This is a genomic window from Rathayibacter sp. VKM Ac-2801, assembly GCF_009834245.1.
Lineage (GTDB): Bacteria > Actinomycetota > Actinomycetes > Actinomycetales > Microbacteriaceae > Rathayibacter.
Genome location: NZ_CP047183.1, coordinates 638,088 through 653,642, shown reverse-complemented (window position 1 = coordinate 653,642; position 15,555 = coordinate 638,088). Strand labels below are relative to the sequence as shown.

Below are 15,555 nucleotides of genomic sequence, written 5' to 3'. Positions count from 1 at the left end.
ACCCCCTCCCGTCGACTCGACAGGAGGGGGTTCTCTCGTTGCGCGGAGCGGCCGCGGCTCAGGCGGCCGGGCGGCCGACCATGCCGGCCGGCGTGCCCCAGGTGTTCCAGATGCGCACGGGCTTGCCGTAGTCGGCGGCCTCGATGATCTGGTTGTTCCCGAGGTAGATGGCCACGTGGTAGTAGTCCCCGCCGCCGCCCCAGAAGATCAGGTCGCCGCGCTGGCGCTGGCTGTAGGGGACGAGCTTGCCGGCGCCGGCCATGGTGTTGTACTGGTTGGTCGCCGAGTGGGTGCCGATGTAGATGCCCGAGGACGCGTAGGAGGCCTTGGTGAGGCCCGAGCAGTCCCACTGGTCCGGGCCCATGCCGCCGAGGACGTACTCCTCGCCGAGCTGCGCCATCGCGTACGAGATCGCGTTCTCGACGGCGCCGCTGGTCGGCACCAGGACGGGAGCGGTCACCGGCTGCGGGAGCGGCTGAGCCGCCGGCTGGGCGACCGGCTGAGCAGCGGGCTGGGCCGGAGCCGGAGCGGGCTGCTGCTGCGCGGGCTGCGGAGCGGCGGGCTGCGGGAGGGAGGCGGTCTGGCGCGACGGGGCGGCGGTGCCGGCCTGCGCCGAGGACTGCTGCTGGGCGGAGCGGGCGGTGGACTGCGCCTGCGCGGCGGCCTCCGCCTCGGCCTGCGCCTGAGCAGCGGCCTCGTCGGCCTGGCGCTTCTGCTCGCCCGCGAGGTACTGGGTCTCGACCTCGACCGAGGAGTCCTTCAGCAGCGCGAGCTGGGCGACCAGCTCCTGCGACTTCTCCTCCTGCGCCGAGAGCGACGCGCGGGCGGACTCGGCGGCGGCGTCGGCGTCCCTGCGGGCGGCGTCGGCCTCGTCCGAGAGCGCCTGGTGCTCGGTGACGGCGCGGTCGGCCTGGTCGCCGAGCGACTCGGCGTTCTGCTTGTCGGCGAGGGCGTCGGCGTAGACCTTCTGCGACTGCTCCGAGAGCTGCGACATCGCGCCGAGCTGGTAGAGCAGATCGCCCGCGTCCTCGCCCTTGGCGACGAGGCTGGCGGAGAGGTCGCCGCCGGCAGCACGCGAGAGGTGCGCGGCGAGCAGACCGGCGCGCATCTTCGAGGTCTGCGCCTTGGCGGAGGCGGTGGTCGCCTTCTCCTCGAGGTCGGCGACGGCCTCCGCAGCGGCGTCGAGCGCCTCCTTGGCCTGGCGCCAGGCCTCGGCCTTCTTCATCGCGGTGATCGACTTCTCGTCGACCGCGGTCTGCAGGCTCGCGATGAGGCCGGTGATCGAGTCGATCTCGGCCTGCTTGCTCGCCTCGTCCTTCTTGGCGTTCTGCACGTCGTCCCACGAGGGGTACTTCGCGTCATCGGCGAGGGCCGGCGTGATGCCGAGGGACGCGGTGACCGCCGTGACCGCGAAGGCGGCGGAGAGGGCGAGCGGGAGGCGGCCCTTCCAGGCGCGCTCCCGGGGTGCCGGGGTGAAGGTGCGTGCGGTCGTCTGTGCGTCAGCCAAGGGTGACTCCTCGTTGTGCCATGAACGGTTGGGCGTCCACGGCGGAGCCGTTGACGCGGGTCTCGAAGTGCAGGTGGCAGCCGGTGGAGGCGCCGGTCGAGCCGACGGCGGCGATCTGCTCGCCCGCCTGGACCTGCTGACCGACGCGGACGTAGATCCCGCCGGACATGATGTGCGCGTAGCCGGTGCTGATGCCGCTGCCGTGGTCGATCAGCACCCAGTTGCCGTAGGTGCCGTTGGGGCCCGCGTAGGAGACGGTCCCGCTGTGCGCCGCGAAGATCGGGATGCCGCAGCCGCCCGCGAGGTCGGTGCCGCGGTGGTACGAGCCGGAGGATCCTCCGCCGGTCGAGATGCTGTCGCGCGGACCGAAGGTGCCGGTGATGCGGCCCCCGGCGGGGCGGACCCAGCCGGAGTCGCTGACGGCACTGGAGCCGCCGCCGCCTGAGGGGGCGACGTACCCGCCGCCACCGCCGCTGGACGCGGCTGCGGCCCGGGCGGCCTCGCGGCGCGCGGCCTCGGCCTGGGCGGCGGCCTGACGGGCGGCCTCCTCCTCGGCGAGCCTGCGGAGGCGCTCGGCCTCGCGGGCGGCGACGCCGGCCTCGTAGTCGGCCACGGTCTTCGACTCGGTGTCGCGGAGCGCGGCGAGCTGCTGCTCGAGCACGACGCTCTGCTCCTGCTGCTCGGCGAGCGCGGCCTCGGACGCCTCCTGGGCCGCGGTCGCCTCGGCGAGCTTCTGCTCGGCGGCGATGCGGAGGCGCTCGCGCTCGGCCTGCGCGACCTCGGCCTGGTCGGCGAGGGAGGACGCGGTGTTGCGGGCGGTGCTGGCCTGCTCGTAGATCGCGGAGGAGCGCTCGACGAGCTTGGTCATGCTCCCGATCCTCGAGAGCAGCTGGTCGGCCTGGCCGGCCTTCTGGTCGAGGAAGATGTTGACGGACAGGTCGGTGCCGGTGCTGCGGTAGAGCTGCGCGGCGAGCAGGCCCGCCTGCTGCGAGGCCTTGTCGGCCTCCTCGGCGCTGGCGTCCGCCCGGTCCTCGAGCTTCTTCGACTGGTCCGAGGCCTCGTCGAACGCCTGCTGAGCGGCGAAGTGCTCGTCGCCGCGCTGCTGCGCGAGCTGCTGGGCGGAGGCGACCTCGCTCTGCAGATCGCCGATCAGCGAGGTGATCCGGTCGACCTGAGCGGCGGCGGCGGCGGTGTCGCCCTTCGCCGCCTCGACGTCGGCCCAGCTCGGGTACTCGACCGCCTGGGCGGGAGTGGCGACGAGCAGGCCGGCGACGAGCGCGACGACGGCGGAGGCCAGGGCCGCACCGCGGAGTCGCCCGAGTCTCGGCGCGCCGGGGAGGCGGGCGGGACGCGGACGGCGCAGGGAGTGGGGCATGGGACCTCGGGGATTGGGGGACCCTCCCTCCCGCGGCGGTGCGGCTCCGGCGCGCAGGTGGGTGGGAAGAGCGATTCCGCCCCACCCTAACCGCGGCCCTGCCCGATCTCCTAGACCCGGGTCAACCCCGGACGGGGTGCACGCGGCCCGCGGAACCGTCGATTTTGCATCCTGCGCCGCAGCCCCCTATGCTTGCGTGTCGGTAGTCATGGGGGGTCGGCCGCAGGGTCGCCCCGCGAGTCTCCGGCCCCATCGTTTAGTGGCCTAGGACACCGCCCTTTCACGGCGGCAGCACGGGTTCGAATCCCGTTGGGGTCACGGATGGGTCCGTACTGCCAGCACCACCAGAAGTACCAGCACCACCGGCAAGTGCACCGGCTCGAGAGAGTCGGGGCGTGGAAATAGAACAGCCTCGAAGGCAGTATGCTTGTCTTCGCAACGAGGCCCTGTAGCGCAGTTGGTTAGCGTGCCGCCCTGTCACGGCGGAGGTCGCGGGTTCAAGTCCCGTCAGGGTCGCAAAGGGGCCCTTCCGAGAGGAAGGGCCTTTTTCAGGAGATCACCTCTCCAGCGACGTCACGTCGCAACGGCTCTGTAGCTCAGTTGGTAGAGCGCACGACTGAAAATCGTGAGGTCACGGGATCGACGCCCGTCGGAGCCACGGAAACCCTCGCCTAGCTTCTACATGGCGGGGGTTTCTTCGTACCCGGAGCCGTCGCGGCCGCGCGCGCTCCGATCCGCCCTGCACGCTGCGACCCGCCGTGCACGCTGCGATCCCCCGTGCGTCCCGCTGTCCGGGCCCGCGCCGAGCAGCGCGTGCGGCCCGGATCCCGTCCAGGTGGTCTGCGTAGGCTGGCCCGGCCATGCGACCCGACGCCTTCCCGCCGCCCGATCCCGCGACGCTCGCGCCCGACTCCGCTACGGCGCCCTCGTGGCCGGCCGAGCCCCGCCCCTCCGTCCACGCGCCCTACTCCTCCCTCCTCTACCTGCCCGATCCGCGGGTCCGCTGGGGCCTGCCGACCGCCGTCCTCACGATCGTCGGGATCGTCCTGCCGCTGGCCGTGCTCATCCTGCTGTTCGGATTCGGCGTGCTCCCCTACTCCGCCGGCCTCGCCTTCACGGGAGCGCTCGCGAGCTACCTCGTCGCGCTGATCGTGCCGTTCGCCGCGTCGCGGCTCCGCGGGCTGGGCACGATGGCGGCCGACTTCGGGCTGCGGTTCCGCTGGATCGACGTGCCCATCGGGATCGGGCTCGGCATCGCGGTGCGCGTCGTGATCCTGTTCGTTCTCGCCGCCTTCGCTCCGCTCCTCCAGGACGCGCAGGGGAACCTCGACATCGACCCCGACCCGCTGTGGTTCGTGCTGAGCTCGGTCCTCATCCCCGTCGTCGTCGCGCCGCTGGTCGAGGAGGTCCTCTGCCGCGGCGTCGTGATGCGCGCGGTGCGGAACCGGATGCTGCGGGGCACCGCGGAGTCGGCGCCGCCCACCCGCGGCCGGCGGATCTGGGCGATGGTGTTCAGCATCCTGGCGTCCACCGCGGTCTTCGCTCTGCTGCACGGGCACCAGATGGTGAACCCGGCGACGATCGTGACGCTCGGCGTGACGACGGTCACCGCGGGACTAGCGCACGGCTGGATCGCGACGATCACCGGGCGGCTCGGAGCGGCGATCGTCTCGCACGCGACGCTGAACGGCTCCGCGGTGCTGCTGCTGGCGCTGCTGCCGCTGCTGACTCCGTAGAGCGGATCTCGAGACGCCCGCTGCGCGGGCTGCTCGATCAGCGAGGACGACGACTCCGGTGGTCGAGTAGCCGCGCAGCGGCCTATCGAGACCCGGCGGCGAATCAGACGTCGTAGGTGCGCGCTCCCGGCAGCTCGCCGCGGACCTGACGGTGGAGGCGCTCCATGTCGGCGTCGAGGGTGGCGGCGGTGCGGGCCGCGTCGGCGAGGCCGTCGAGGAGCTCCTGCGGGACCTGGCGGTCGTACTTGTAGTAGATCTTGTGCTCGAGGCTCGCCCAGAAGTCCATCGCGATGGTCCGGAACTGCACCTCCACGCAGACGTCGACCGATCCGCCGGAGAGGAACACCGGCACTTCGACGATGGCGTGCAGGCTCTTGTAGCCGTTCTCCTTCGGCTGGGCGATGTAGTCCTTCACCTCGAGCACCGTCACGTCGGACTGCGAGGTGAGCAGGTCGAAGACGCGGTAGACGTCCGAGACGAAGCTGCAGGTGATCCGGACGCCGGCGATGTCGGTGATCGCGTCGGCGATGCCCTCGAAGGTCGTCTCGCAGCCCTTGCGCTCGATCTTCTCGATCAGGCTGTCGGCCGACTTGAGCCGGCTCGTGACGTGCTCGATCGGGTTGTACTCCTGCAGCTCGCGGAACTCCTCCTGCAGGATCGACACCTTCGTGACGATCTCGTCCATCCCGAACTTGTACTGGAGCATGAAGCGCGCGAAGTCGTCGCGCAGGGCGCGGATCTCGGCGACGGTGGTGGCGTCGAGCGCCTCGGCGACGGCGTCCGTCAGCGGAGGGACGGCGTGCGCGGGTTCGGGGATGCGGGATTCCACAGTCGGACACCCTACGCGCGGAGTCGTTCGAGACCGGTGGGAGGCGCCCGGCCTAGCCTGGGAGCGTGATCACCGAGCCCCGCCCGCTGCGCTTCTGCGCGTTCGTCATGAACACCGCCTCCCACATCCAGCACGGCCTCTGGCGCCACCCCGACGCCCGGCAGCACGAGTTCGACGACGTGCAGCTCTGGATCGGCCTCGCCCGGACGCTGGAGCGCGGCCGCTTCGACGCGATGTTCTTCGCCGACGTGGCGGGGCTCTACGGCCCGGCCGACGGCGACTGGGACGTCAACGCCCGCGAGGGCCTGCAGCTGCCCAGCAACGACCCGTCCGTGCTGCTCTCGGCCCTGGCTGTGAGCACCGAGCACCTCGGCTTCGCGTTCACGAGCTCGGTGCTGCAGTCGCATCCGTTCGACTTCGCCCGCAAGGTCTCGACCCTCGACCACCTCTCGAAGGGGCGGATCGCCTGGAACATCGTCACCAGCGCACTCGACGGCGCGGCCCGCAACTTCGGGTACGACCGGCTCGAGGAGCACGACGAGCGCTACGCCTGGGCGCAGGAGTACCTCGACGTGGTCTACAAGCTGTGGGAGGGCTCGTGGGACGACGGCGCGCTCCTGCGCGACAAGAGCGGCTCCTTCGCCGACCCGGCGCGCATCCACCGCATCGACCACGTCGGGAAGCGCTACCGCGTGCAGGGGCCGCACCTCTCGGCTCCGTCGCCGCAGCGCACCCCCGTGCTCTTCCAGGCCGGCTCCTCCCCCGCGGGACGGCGCTTCGCCGCGCGGAACGCGGAGGCGCAGTTCGTCTTCTCGGGGTCGCCGGAGAAGACCCGCGAGCTGATCGAGGACACGCGGGCCCTCGCCGCAGCGGCCGGGCGCGGAGCGGGCGCTCCCTCCTTCTACCTGGGCCTCTCCTTCATCACCGGCGACACGGAGGAGGAGGCGCGCCGCGCGGAACGGGAGATCGACGAGTACCTCTCCTCAGACGCGTTCCTCGTGCACTCGAACCTCGGCTTCGACCCGGCGACGGGCGAGAAGCTCGACCCCGACCTGCCGCTCTCGGCGATCGAGACCTACGCCGGCCAGAGCCACCTGCAGTGGATCCGCGACGCCTCCCCCGACCGCGAGCCGACCGTCCGCGATCTGGCCCGGCTCTCGGCGAAGCTGCGCGGACGGGTCGTCGGCACTCCGGAGCAGATCGCGAACCACCTGGCGGGCTGGCGCGACGCGGGGATCGACGGGATCAACGTCGTCAACTGGATCCTGCCCGGCAGCTACGAGGAGTTCGTCGACCGGGTGATGCCGGTGCTCCAGGAGCGGGGCCTCGCTCAGACCGAGTACGCCGAGGGGACGCTCCGCCGCAAGCTGTTCGGCACGGACGAGCTGCCGGCGACGCACCCGGCGCGGGCGTACCGGGGGGCGTTCGCGGGCTGAGCGTCGGCGGGCCGGGCTCTGCGCGTCCGCCCGTGCAAGGGCCGGACCGCCCGGCCCGCCCGGCTCCGCGCTCTCCGCCGGGCGGGGGACGCGGTGGCGGGCGCGGCTCCGTAGCGTCGAGGGATGATCCAGACCTGGGGAGTCCTGACCGCGCTGTACGGAGTCGTCGTGACGGCGGTCGCGGTGCTCGCGATCGTGCTGCTGGTGCTCCTGTGCCGCCTCGTGCTCGCCGCACGCGAGAACCTGCAGACCTCGACGCGGCTGCGCGAGCTGCAGATCGAGCGGATGCTGCTCGAGGACGAGTAGAGGGCGGCACGGCGCCGGCCTCGAGCGGAGCTCCTCAGCGAGGAGCACTCGCGGCCGAGGGCGTGCGGTCCGGTCAGGGCAGGGCGGGTCGCGCCTCCGGGCGGGGCGCCCGCGGGATGAGCAGGCCGAGGGCGACGGCGACCAGTGCTCCGATCGCGCCGATCACGAACGTGGTCTCGAAGCCCTGAGAGCTCGGCAGCTGCACGTCGCCGACCGACACGGTCAGCTGCGCGAGCACGCCCGCGGTCACGGCGGAGGAGAGCGTGGTCCCGAGGGTGCGCATCAGCGAGTTCAGCCCGTTCGCCGCGGCGGTCTCGGAGGCGGGGACGGCGTGCATGATGAGCGTCGGCATCGCGGCGTAGGCGAGGCCCAGGCCGACGCCGATCAAGGCGTTGATCACCAGGATCTGCCACACCTCGCGGCCGAACGGGAGGATCAGCAGGTACGAGACCGCGATCAGCGCGGACCCGGCGATCAGCACGAGCCGGGGCCCGGACTGCGCCGAGAGGCGGGCGGCGAGCGGGGACGTCGCCATCATCGCCAGGCCCGAGGGCGCGAGCACCAGGCTCGCCACGATCAGGCTCAGGCCGAAGCCGACGCCCGACGCGGCCGGCAGCTCGAGGCGCTGCGGGAGGGTGATCTGGGCGCCGAAGAACGCGAAGCCGACGGCCACCGAGGCGAGGTTGGTGAAGAGCACGGCGGGGCGGGCGGCCACCCGGAGGTCGACGAGCGGGCTCTCCTGCCGCAGCTCGTACCAGCCCCAGAGGAGCAGAACGGCGATGCCGCCGAGGCCGGAGCCGAGGATCGCGGGGCTGGTCCAGCCGGAGTCGTTGCCGCGCGAGACCGCGATCAGCACGCCGCTCAGTCCGAGGGCGAGGCCGATCGTGCCGACCACGTCGAACGTGCCGGGCGAGCGCAGCGTCGACACGGGGACGACCAGCAGGACGAGGACGATGTCGAGGACGCCGAGGCCCGCGGACATCCAGAACAGGACGTGCCAGTCGGTGTTCTGCGCGATGAGCGCGCTGAGCGGCAGGCCGAGCGCGCCGCCGATGCCGAGGGTCGCGCTGACCAGGGCGATCGCGCCGGGGAGCCGGTCGCGGTGAAGGGTGTCGCGGAGGATCGAGATGCCGAGCGGGATGACGCCCATCACCGCGCCCTGGAGGGCCCGACCCACGACCAGCGTCCAGACGTCGCCCGCGAAGGCGCACACGATCGAGCCGATCACGAGCACGACCAGCGCGGCCACGGCCATCCGCCGCTTGCCGTAGAGGTCGCCGAGGCGGCCCGAGACCGGGGTGAGGATGCAGGCGCTCAGCAGCGTCGCGGTGATCACCCACGCGGTCTCGGTGCGGTCGGCGCCGAGCAGCGTCGGCAGCTCGGACTGGATCGGGACGACCAGCGTCTGCATGAAGGAGGCGCTCATCCCCGCGAAGGCGAGGACGGCGGTGATGAGGCGCGGGTCCGGCGAGCGGGTCAGGGAGCGTCTGTCGGAGTCGGGCACGGCGGTCCTTCGTGTCGGCGGCGGACGCGCACCCGGACCGCGGCGGCGGGCGGGCCGTCGTCGGCGTGATCGTATCGCTCGGCTCTGCTTTCCACCGGCTCGGGGCTCAACAGCGCGGGCCGCCGCTTTGTTCCCTCCGGCTCCTTCCCGCGCGCGTCGGGCAGGACGAGGATGGGCGGATGATCGACATCGAGAGCTGGATCACCGGCTACGAGAAGGCCTGGGCCACGGACGACGCGGCCGACGTGGCGGCGCTGTTCACCGAGGACGCCGAGTACTTCACGGCGCCGCACCGCGACGCGATCACTCCGCGCGACGCGATCGTCGAGTGGTGGCTGGCGGAGGAGGAGCCCGCCGACCCGACGTTCGCGTGGGGGCTGGTAGCGCTGACGGAGGAGACCGCGGTGGTGGAGGCGCGCACTGTCTACCCGGGCGACCGCACCTACCTGAACCTCTGGGTGATCCGCTTCGCACCCGACGGGCGGGCGCGCTCGTTCACCGAGTGGTACATGGAGGAGCCGGCCGACTCCGTGACGTGACCCGGGAGGGGCTGTGCGATCTGCAGGACGACGTGCGATCTGCAGGACGACGTGCGATCTGCAGGACGACGTGCGATCTGCAGGGGATCAGAGCTGTCGCCGACGGTCCTCATGGAGGAGAGCGCTCTTTCACTCGGAAGTCCTGCAGACCGCACCTCGGAAACCTGCAGACGGCACCGGGTCCTGCGAATCGCGCGGGATCCTGCAGATCGGACACCGGAAGCCTGCAGATCAGACCGAGACCTGCAGATCGAACGCCGAAGGCCTGCAGATCGCACCGAGTCCTGCAGATCGCACTTGGGAGGCCTGCAGATCGCACGGAAGCCTGCAGATCGCACGGAGGTCTGCAGATGTCACGCCAGAGGTCTGCAAACGCACGGAGTCCTGCAGATCGCACGCCAGAGGCCTGCGGAGCGCGCGGGTGCGCCGCGGCGCCGGGTCAGAGCTGCGCGGCGGCGAAGGTATCGCAGCTGGTGGCGTCGCCCTCGAAGCCGGCCTGGAACCAGCGCTGGCGCTGCTCCGCCGAGCCGTGCGTCCATCCCTCCGGATCGACGGTTCCGGTGGCCTGCTCCTGGATGCGGTCGTCCCCGACGGCGGCCGCGGCGCCGAGCGCGTCCTGGTACTCCTGCGCCGTCACCGGCTTGAGGTAGGGCGTGCCGGTCTCGTCGGGCACCGTCGAGGCGTCGCCCACCCAGGCGCCGGCGAAGCAGTCGGCCTGCAGCTCGAGGCGCACGGAGTCCGACTCGGGGCCGGTGCCGGAGCGGTCGGCCGACTCCATCGCGCCGGTCAGGTTCTGGATGTGGTGGCCCCACTCGTGGGCGAGGATGTACATCTGCGCGAGCGATCCGCCCGAGGTGTCGAACCGGGTGCGCAGCTCGTCGAAGAAGTCGGTGTCGAGGTAGATCGTCCGGTCCGGCGGGCAGTAGAACGGGCCGACCGCGGCGGTCGCGCTCCCGCAGCCGGTGGTGGTCTGATCCTCGAAGAGGTCGACGCCGGTCGGGGTCGTGTAGGCGACTCCGAGCGTCGCCGTCTGCTCGCCCCAGTAGCGGTCGAGCGACTCGGCCGCGCCCTCGAGCCGGCAGTCGACCTGCGTGTTGGCGTCGGCGCCGCTGTCGCAGGCCACCGCGGTGGAGGTGACGCCCTCCGGCGAGGAGCCGCCTCCGCCGAACACGTCGCCGAGGCCCGAGAGGTTCACGCCGAGCAGCTGCGAGAGCAGCGCGAGCACGACCACGCCCACCGCGCCACCGCCGACGGCGATGCCGGTGGTGCGGCCGCGGCGGCGGACCTTGCCGCCGCTGAGCTGGGAGTCGTCGTTGAAGGTCATGCCGACGAAGCTAGCGCTCCGCGGAAGGGCTCCGCTCGGGCTTGCGGTCAGCCCCAGCGGGACTCGCTGGCCGAGCGGATGATCTCGAGCAGCGCCTCGCGCAGGGGGCCGTGCTCGAGGGAGCCCGGGAACATGTCGACCTCGAGCCGGTGCGCGCGGCGCCAGGCCTCGCTGCCCGCACCGGTGAGCGCGACCAGCTGCCGGCGGCGGTCGGACGGATCCGTGGTGCGCGAGACGTGGCCCTCGCGCTCGAGGCGCTCGATGGTCCGCGACATGGTCTGCACCTCGACGTGGGCCGCGGCGGCCAGCTCCTTCTGCGCGACGGGGCCCGCCTGCAGGAGGTGCAGCACGATCAGGCCGGCGTGGGTGAGGCCGATCTCGGCGAGGGCGCCGTGCCAGGCGTGCTCGACCATCCGGGAGGCGGTGGAGAGCAGCCGGCCGGTGGGCCAGTCCTCCATCCCGGAGGCGTCGTCCGCGCGCATCTGATCAGGGTAGACCCGCGCCCGGGGCACGACGGCACCGGGCGCGGGACGCTCAGGCGCGGACGCCCGCGCACCCTGCCGGGAGGCTCGGACCGGCCGACCCGTCAGGATGCGAAGCGGTCCGTCGCCTCGACCAGCGCGTCGAGGATGCCCGGCTCGTCGAAGGCGTGGCCCGCGTCGGCGATCATCCGGAAGTCGGCCTCGGGCCAGGCCCGGTGCAGGTCCCAGGCGGTGAAGGCCGGGGTGCACATGTCGTAGCGGCCCTGCACGATGACGGCCGGGATGTCGCGGAGGACGCCGGCGTCGCGGATCAGCTGCCCCTCCTCCAGCCAGCCCTTATGCACGAAGAAGTGGTTCTCGATGCGGGCGAAGGCGAGCGCGAAGACGGGATCGGACCAGTCCGCGATCAGCTCCGGCTTCTGCAGGAGGGTGATGGTCGACGCCTCCCAGGTGGTCCAGGCGACGCCGGCGGGGCCGTGCACGGCGGGGTCCGCGTCGTGGAGGAGGCGGTAGTACGCCTCGATGAGGCTGCCGCGCTCGCCGGCCGGGACGACGGAGGTGTAGCCCTCCCAGAGGTCCGGGTAGACCGCGGCGGCGCCGCCCTCGTAGAACCACTCGAGCTCGGCGCGGCGGAGGGTGAAGATGCCGCGGAGGACGATCTCGCTCACCCGCTCGGGGTGGGTCTCGGCGTAGGCGAGGGCGAGGGTCGAGCCCCAGGAGCCGCCGAGCACGAGCCAGCGCTCGACGCCGAGGTGCTCGCGGAGGCGCTCGATGTCGGCGACGAGGTACCAGGTGGTGTTGGTCGAGAGGTCGGCCTCCGGCTCGCCGGCGTGCGGGGTGGAGCGGCCGCACATCCGCTGGTCGAACAGCACGATGCGGTACTTCTCGGGGTCGAACAGCCGGCGGTGGGCGGGCGAGGTGCCGGCTCCGGGGCCGCCGTGCAGGAACACGACGGGCTTGCCCTCGGGGTTGCCCGAGACCTCCCAGTAGAGCGAGTGGCCGTCGCCGACGTCGAGCATGCCGGAGTCGTGGGGCTCGATCTCGGGGTACAGAGTGCGCATGGCCCGCACCCTACCGACTGTCAGGGTCGCGGTCCGCGAGGCGGGCGGCCCGGCTCCGGAGAAGGCGGGGGCGCCCGCGTCCACCCGGCGCACCCGCATCCGCCGGTCGTTACTGTGGACCGGACCTGCACGCCCCCGTCGAAGGAGCCCCCATGCCCACCACTGTGCGCGGCGTCATCGCCCGGTCGAAGGGCGCTCCCGTGGAGCTCGTCGACATCGTCGTCCCCGACCCGGGCCCGGGCGAGGCCGTGGTCGACATCGAGACCTGCGGTGTCTGCCACACCGACTTCCACTACCGCGAGGGCGGGATCAGCGACGACTTCCCCTTCCTCCTCGGGCACGAGGCGGCCGGACGGGTCAGCGCGATCGGCGAGGGTGTCACCCACGTCGCGGTCGGCGACTTCGTGGTCCTCAACTGGCGCGCGGTCTGCGGCGAGTGCCGGGCTTGCACCCGGGCCGAGCCCTGGTACTGCTTCGACACGTTCAACGCGACGCAGCGGATGACCCTGGAGGACGGCACCGAGCTCAGCCCCGCCCTCGGGATCGGAGCCTTCGCCGAGAAGACCCTGGTGCACGCCAAGCAGTGCACGAAGGTCGATCCGGAGGCGGACCCCGCCGCGGTGGGCCTGCTCGGCTGCGGGATCATGGCCGGCCTCGGCGCGGCGATGAACACCGGGAACGTGACGCGCGGCGACTCCGTCGCGGTCATCGGCTGCGGAGGAGTCGGAACGGCGGCCGTGGTGGGTGCCGCTCTCGCGGGCGCCGGCACGGTCATCGCGATCGACCGGGACCCCAAGAAGCTGGTCGCGGCCGAGAAGCTCGGGGCCACGCACGTCATCGACTCCAGCGGCCTCGACGAGGCGGGCGTCGTCGCGGCGGTGCAGGCGCTGACGAACGGCTTCGGAGCGGACGTCGTCATCGACGCCGTGGGCCGCCCCGAGACCTGGCGCCAGGCGTTCTACGCCCGCGACCTCGCCGGGACCGTGGTGCTGGTCGGAGTGCCGACTCCCGAGATGACCCTCGAGATCCCCCTGCTCGACGTCTTCGGCCGCGGCGGCTCGCTGAAGTCGAGCTGGTACGGCGACTGCCTGCCCGAGCGCGACTTCCCGATGCTGACCGGCCTCTACCTCCAGGGCCGCCTGCCCCTGGACGAGTTCGTGAGCGAGCGGATCGGGATCGAGGACATCGAGGAGGCCTTCGCCACGATGGCCGGCGGCGACGTGCTCCGCTCGGTGGTGGTCCTCTGATGGGCGCGCGGATCGAGCAGCTCGTCACGAGCGGCACCTTCAGCCTCGACGGCGGCACCTGGGACGTCGACAACAACGTCTGGATCGTCGGCGACGACTCCGAGTGCGTCGTCATCGACGCGGCCCACGACGCGGAGGCGATCCTCGCGGCCGTCGGCGAGCGCCGGCTCCTCGCCGTGCTGCTGACCCACGGGCACGACGACCACCTCGACGCGGTCGAGGGCGTCCGCGCGGCGACCGGCGCACCGGTGCTGCTCCACGAGGGCGACCGGATGCTCTGGGACGCCGTGCACCCCGGCACGGCCCCGAGCGGCGGCCTGGTCGACGGGCAGGTCGTGCCCGTCGCCGGCGTCGAGCTCGAAGTGCGGCACACCCCGGGCCACACCCCCGGCGCCGTCTGCTTCGTGGCCGAGGCTCTGGGCACCGTCTTCACCGGCGACACGCTCTTCCAGGGCGGACCGGGAGCCACCGGCCGCTCCTACAGCGACTTCCCGACGATCATCGACTCGATCACGGAGCGCCTGCTGACGCTGCCCGCCGAGACGGTCGTCCGGACCGGCCACGGCGACTCGACGACGATCGGAGCGGAGGCACCGCACCGCGAGGAGTGGATCGCGCGCGGGCACTGACCGGGCGCCGGGCTCAGAGGCGGCGGTCGGCGGCGCTCTCGGCGGGGGCGGGGGCCTCGGCGGCTTCGTCCTCGGCGGCTCCGGAGTCCACCGCGCCGCCCACGGACGGACCGGCCGCGGACGCAGCGCCCGGCTCCGCCTCTCCGTCCGCCGCCGCGGCCTCCCGCAGGTACTGCGCCGACATCACACGGTAGGAGCGGGTGAGCATCGCCGCGCCGGCCGCGATGATCATGATCACTCCGCCGACGAGGAACACCAGCGCGATCCCCCGGCCGATGCCGTCCCCGAGCAGCCCGCCGAACGTCGAGCGCCCGGCAGGCGACTCCATGTACGGGATGAGCGCGAACTCGGCGATCGGGGCGATGAGGAACGACGTGATCGGAGCGGCGGCGGACTCGAACGCCGCCGCGAAGCCGAAGACGCGCCCCTGGGTCTCGAAGGGGACGACCTTCTGGATCACCGTCTGCTCGGCGGCCTCGACCGCCGGGATCAGGGTCATGTAGATCCAGATGCCGCCGGCGTAGAGCCACCACCAGTCGCGGAGAGTGAAGACAGCGCCGATCAGGCCCATCGCCATCACGAGCAGCAGCATCGTCCGGATCGGGTTCCTCCCGAGGCCGAATCTCGCCACGAGCAGACCGCCGATGACGAAGCCGGTCGCCGTCACTCCGAGCACCACGCCCCACAGCTCGACCGGGAACAGCTCGAGGCCGTACGGGTCCATCAGCGCCATGTAGACGCCGCCGATCAGGTTGTTGAACGTCGAGAAGACGATGAGCGCGAACAGCCCGGTCGCCGCCCGCACCGCGGTGATGCTGCCGCGGAGATCGATCAGCGGCGCCCTCTCGCCCGTGGGCGCGGGCCGGTCCTCCGGGATGCGGAGGAAGAGGAGGTGGAGGAGCGCTGCGGCGGAGAGGCCGATCGCGATCACCAGCGTCCACCCCATGCCGAGCAGGCCGATCGCGAGGCCGCTGAAGACGCTCGTGACCACGAAGGCGAGGCCCTGCACTGTGCCGACGAGGCCGTTCGCGCGGGCGTGCCCCTCCACCGGGACGAGCAGGGTCACCGTCGTGGACAGGGCGATGTTGCGCATGTTCTCGATGACGGCGCCGAAGAGGATCGTGCCCGAGAACACCCAGAACCAGGGGGCGCGGAAGTCCAGGAGGGCCGCCTCGGGCAACGCCAGGAAGAGGCCGCCCGCGACGCCGAACGACACCAGTGTGACCGCACCGGCGAACACCATCACGCGGAACTTGCGGTGCCGGTCCACGATCGTGCCGAAGGCCATCGCGAAGACCGCGACGAGCAGCATGTAGGCGCCGCCGATGATGCCGGTCGCCAGGACGGAGCGCGTCTCGAGGTACACCCAGAACGTGAGCGCGAACCAGAGGAAGCTCGTCGTCACGTTCGCGACAGCGGTGTTGAGGAGGATCTGGTGGAAGTCGCGGAGCCTCGACGGCGCGTCGGTGGCGGCTCCGGGCGCGGGGGCGGTCGAGGACACGGCTTCCTCCGCTCGCGACGGCGCCGTCGGTCCCGTGGCGGGAGTCGAGGGCCGTCGCAGCCACTGTAGGACCGCGCCG

At 72.2% G+C, this 15,555-nt stretch carries 14 protein-coding genes and 3 tRNA genes; 9 read left to right on the top strand and 8 right to left on the bottom strand.

All coding sequences use genetic code 11. The features are described 5' to 3' along the window. Positions 1-58: 58 nt before the first annotated feature. Positions 59-1,507 (bottom strand): C40 family peptidase, encoded by a 1,449-nt coding sequence (locus GSU45_RS02925; protein ID WP_159912563.1) that lies wholly within the window; start codon positions 1,505-1,507, stop codon positions 59-61. Next, positions 1,500-2,882, bottom strand: a complete 1,383-nt coding sequence (locus GSU45_RS02920; protein ID WP_159912561.1) for a M23 family metallopeptidase — start codon at positions 2,880-2,882, stop codon at positions 1,500-1,502. The genes GSU45_RS02925 and GSU45_RS02920 overlap by 8 nt, the downstream gene beginning before the upstream one ends. Before the next feature lie 245 nt (positions 2,883-3,127). On the opposite strand from GSU45_RS02920, the gene GSU45_RS02915 reads away from it, so the two are divergent. The 4 genes from GSU45_RS02915 to GSU45_RS02900 all read left to right on the top strand — a co-directional run bounded on the left by GSU45_RS02915 (position 3,128) and on the right by GSU45_RS02900 (position 4,618). After that, positions 3,128-3,200 (top strand) — tRNA-Glu (locus GSU45_RS02915). A 124-nt stretch (positions 3,201-3,324) separates the two neighbouring features. After that, positions 3,325-3,398: transfer RNA gene (locus tag GSU45_RS02910), tRNA-Asp, on the top strand. Positions 3,399-3,467: 69 nt separating this feature from the next. Continuing rightward, positions 3,468-3,540, top strand: a tRNA-Phe gene (locus tag GSU45_RS02905). Positions 3,541-3,742: 202 nt separating this feature from the next. Beyond that, positions 3,743-4,618, top strand: coding sequence for a type II CAAX endopeptidase family protein (locus GSU45_RS02900; protein ID WP_159912559.1), 876 nt, complete (start codon positions 3,743-3,745; stop codon positions 4,616-4,618). Positions 4,619-4,721: 103 nt separating this feature from the next. Here GSU45_RS02900 and GSU45_RS02895 read toward each other — a convergent pair whose 3' ends face one another. Then, positions 4,722-5,324, bottom strand: coding sequence for a GTP pyrophosphokinase family protein (locus tag GSU45_RS02895; RefSeq protein WP_159916817.1), 603 nt, complete (start codon positions 5,322-5,324; stop codon positions 4,722-4,724). Positions 5,325-5,515: 191 nt separating this feature from the next. Between GSU45_RS02895 and GSU45_RS02890 the strand changes: the two genes are divergently transcribed. Then, the gene (locus tag GSU45_RS02890; RefSeq protein ID WP_159916815.1) at positions 5,516-6,883 is read left to right on the top strand and encodes an NtaA/DmoA family FMN-dependent monooxygenase; all 1,368 of its coding nucleotides are present in this window, start codon (positions 5,516-5,518) and stop codon (positions 6,881-6,883) included. A gap of 123 nt (positions 6,884-7,006) precedes the next feature. Further along, positions 7,007-7,189, top strand: coding sequence for a hypothetical protein (locus GSU45_RS02885; protein WP_104234313.1), 183 nt, complete (start codon positions 7,007-7,009; stop codon positions 7,187-7,189). A 73-nt stretch (positions 7,190-7,262) separates the two neighbouring features. Here GSU45_RS02885 and GSU45_RS02880 read toward each other — a convergent pair whose 3' ends face one another. Beyond that, complete coding sequence (locus tag GSU45_RS02880; protein WP_244248191.1) at positions 7,263-8,693, bottom strand: MFS transporter; 1,431 nt, start codon at positions 8,691-8,693, stop codon at positions 7,263-7,265. A 179-nt stretch (positions 8,694-8,872) separates the two neighbouring features. On the opposite strand from GSU45_RS02880, the gene GSU45_RS02875 reads away from it, so the two are divergent. Continuing rightward, the gene (locus GSU45_RS02875) at positions 8,873-9,232 is read left to right on the top strand and encodes a nuclear transport factor 2 family protein (RefSeq protein ID WP_159912557.1); all 360 of its coding nucleotides are present in this window, start codon (positions 8,873-8,875) and stop codon (positions 9,230-9,232) included. Between the two features lie 439 nt (positions 9,233-9,671). Here GSU45_RS02875 and GSU45_RS02870 read toward each other — a convergent pair whose 3' ends face one another. The 3 genes from GSU45_RS02870 to pip form a co-directional block, all read right to left on the bottom strand. Continuing rightward, positions 9,672-10,556, bottom strand: coding sequence for a neutral zinc metallopeptidase (locus GSU45_RS02870; protein WP_159912555.1), 885 nt, complete (start codon positions 10,554-10,556; stop codon positions 9,672-9,674). 47 nt (positions 10,557-10,603) lie between these two features. After that, positions 10,604-11,038, bottom strand: coding sequence for a MarR family transcriptional regulator (locus tag GSU45_RS02865; protein WP_159912553.1), 435 nt, complete (start codon positions 11,036-11,038; stop codon positions 10,604-10,606). A 104-nt stretch (positions 11,039-11,142) separates the two neighbouring features. Beyond that, positions 11,143-12,099: a prolyl aminopeptidase gene (gene pip, locus GSU45_RS02860; RefSeq protein WP_159912551.1), complete on the bottom strand. Its 957-nt coding sequence runs from the start codon at positions 12,097-12,099 to the stop codon at positions 11,143-11,145. A 152-nt stretch (positions 12,100-12,251) separates the two neighbouring features. Here pip and GSU45_RS02855 point away from each other — a divergent pair, with 152 nt between their 5' ends. After that, positions 12,252-13,346 carry an S-(hydroxymethyl)mycothiol dehydrogenase gene (locus GSU45_RS02855; protein WP_104226021.1) on the top strand — a complete coding sequence of 365 codons (1,095 nt, stop codon included), beginning with the start codon at positions 12,252-12,254 and terminating at the stop codon, positions 13,344-13,346. Next, positions 13,346-13,975 carry an MBL fold metallo-hydrolase gene (locus GSU45_RS02850; protein ID WP_159912549.1) on the top strand — a complete coding sequence of 210 codons (630 nt, stop codon included), beginning with the start codon at positions 13,346-13,348 and terminating at the stop codon, positions 13,973-13,975. The genes GSU45_RS02855 and GSU45_RS02850 overlap by 1 nt, the downstream gene beginning before the upstream one ends. 13 nt (positions 13,976-13,988) lie before the next feature. Here GSU45_RS02850 and GSU45_RS02845 read toward each other — a convergent pair whose 3' ends face one another. Continuing rightward, positions 13,989-15,407 carry an MFS transporter gene (locus GSU45_RS02845; protein ID WP_244248271.1) on the bottom strand — a complete coding sequence of 473 codons (1,419 nt, stop codon included), beginning with the start codon at positions 15,405-15,407 and terminating at the stop codon, positions 13,989-13,991. Between the last annotated feature and the right edge of the window lie 148 nt (positions 15,408-15,555).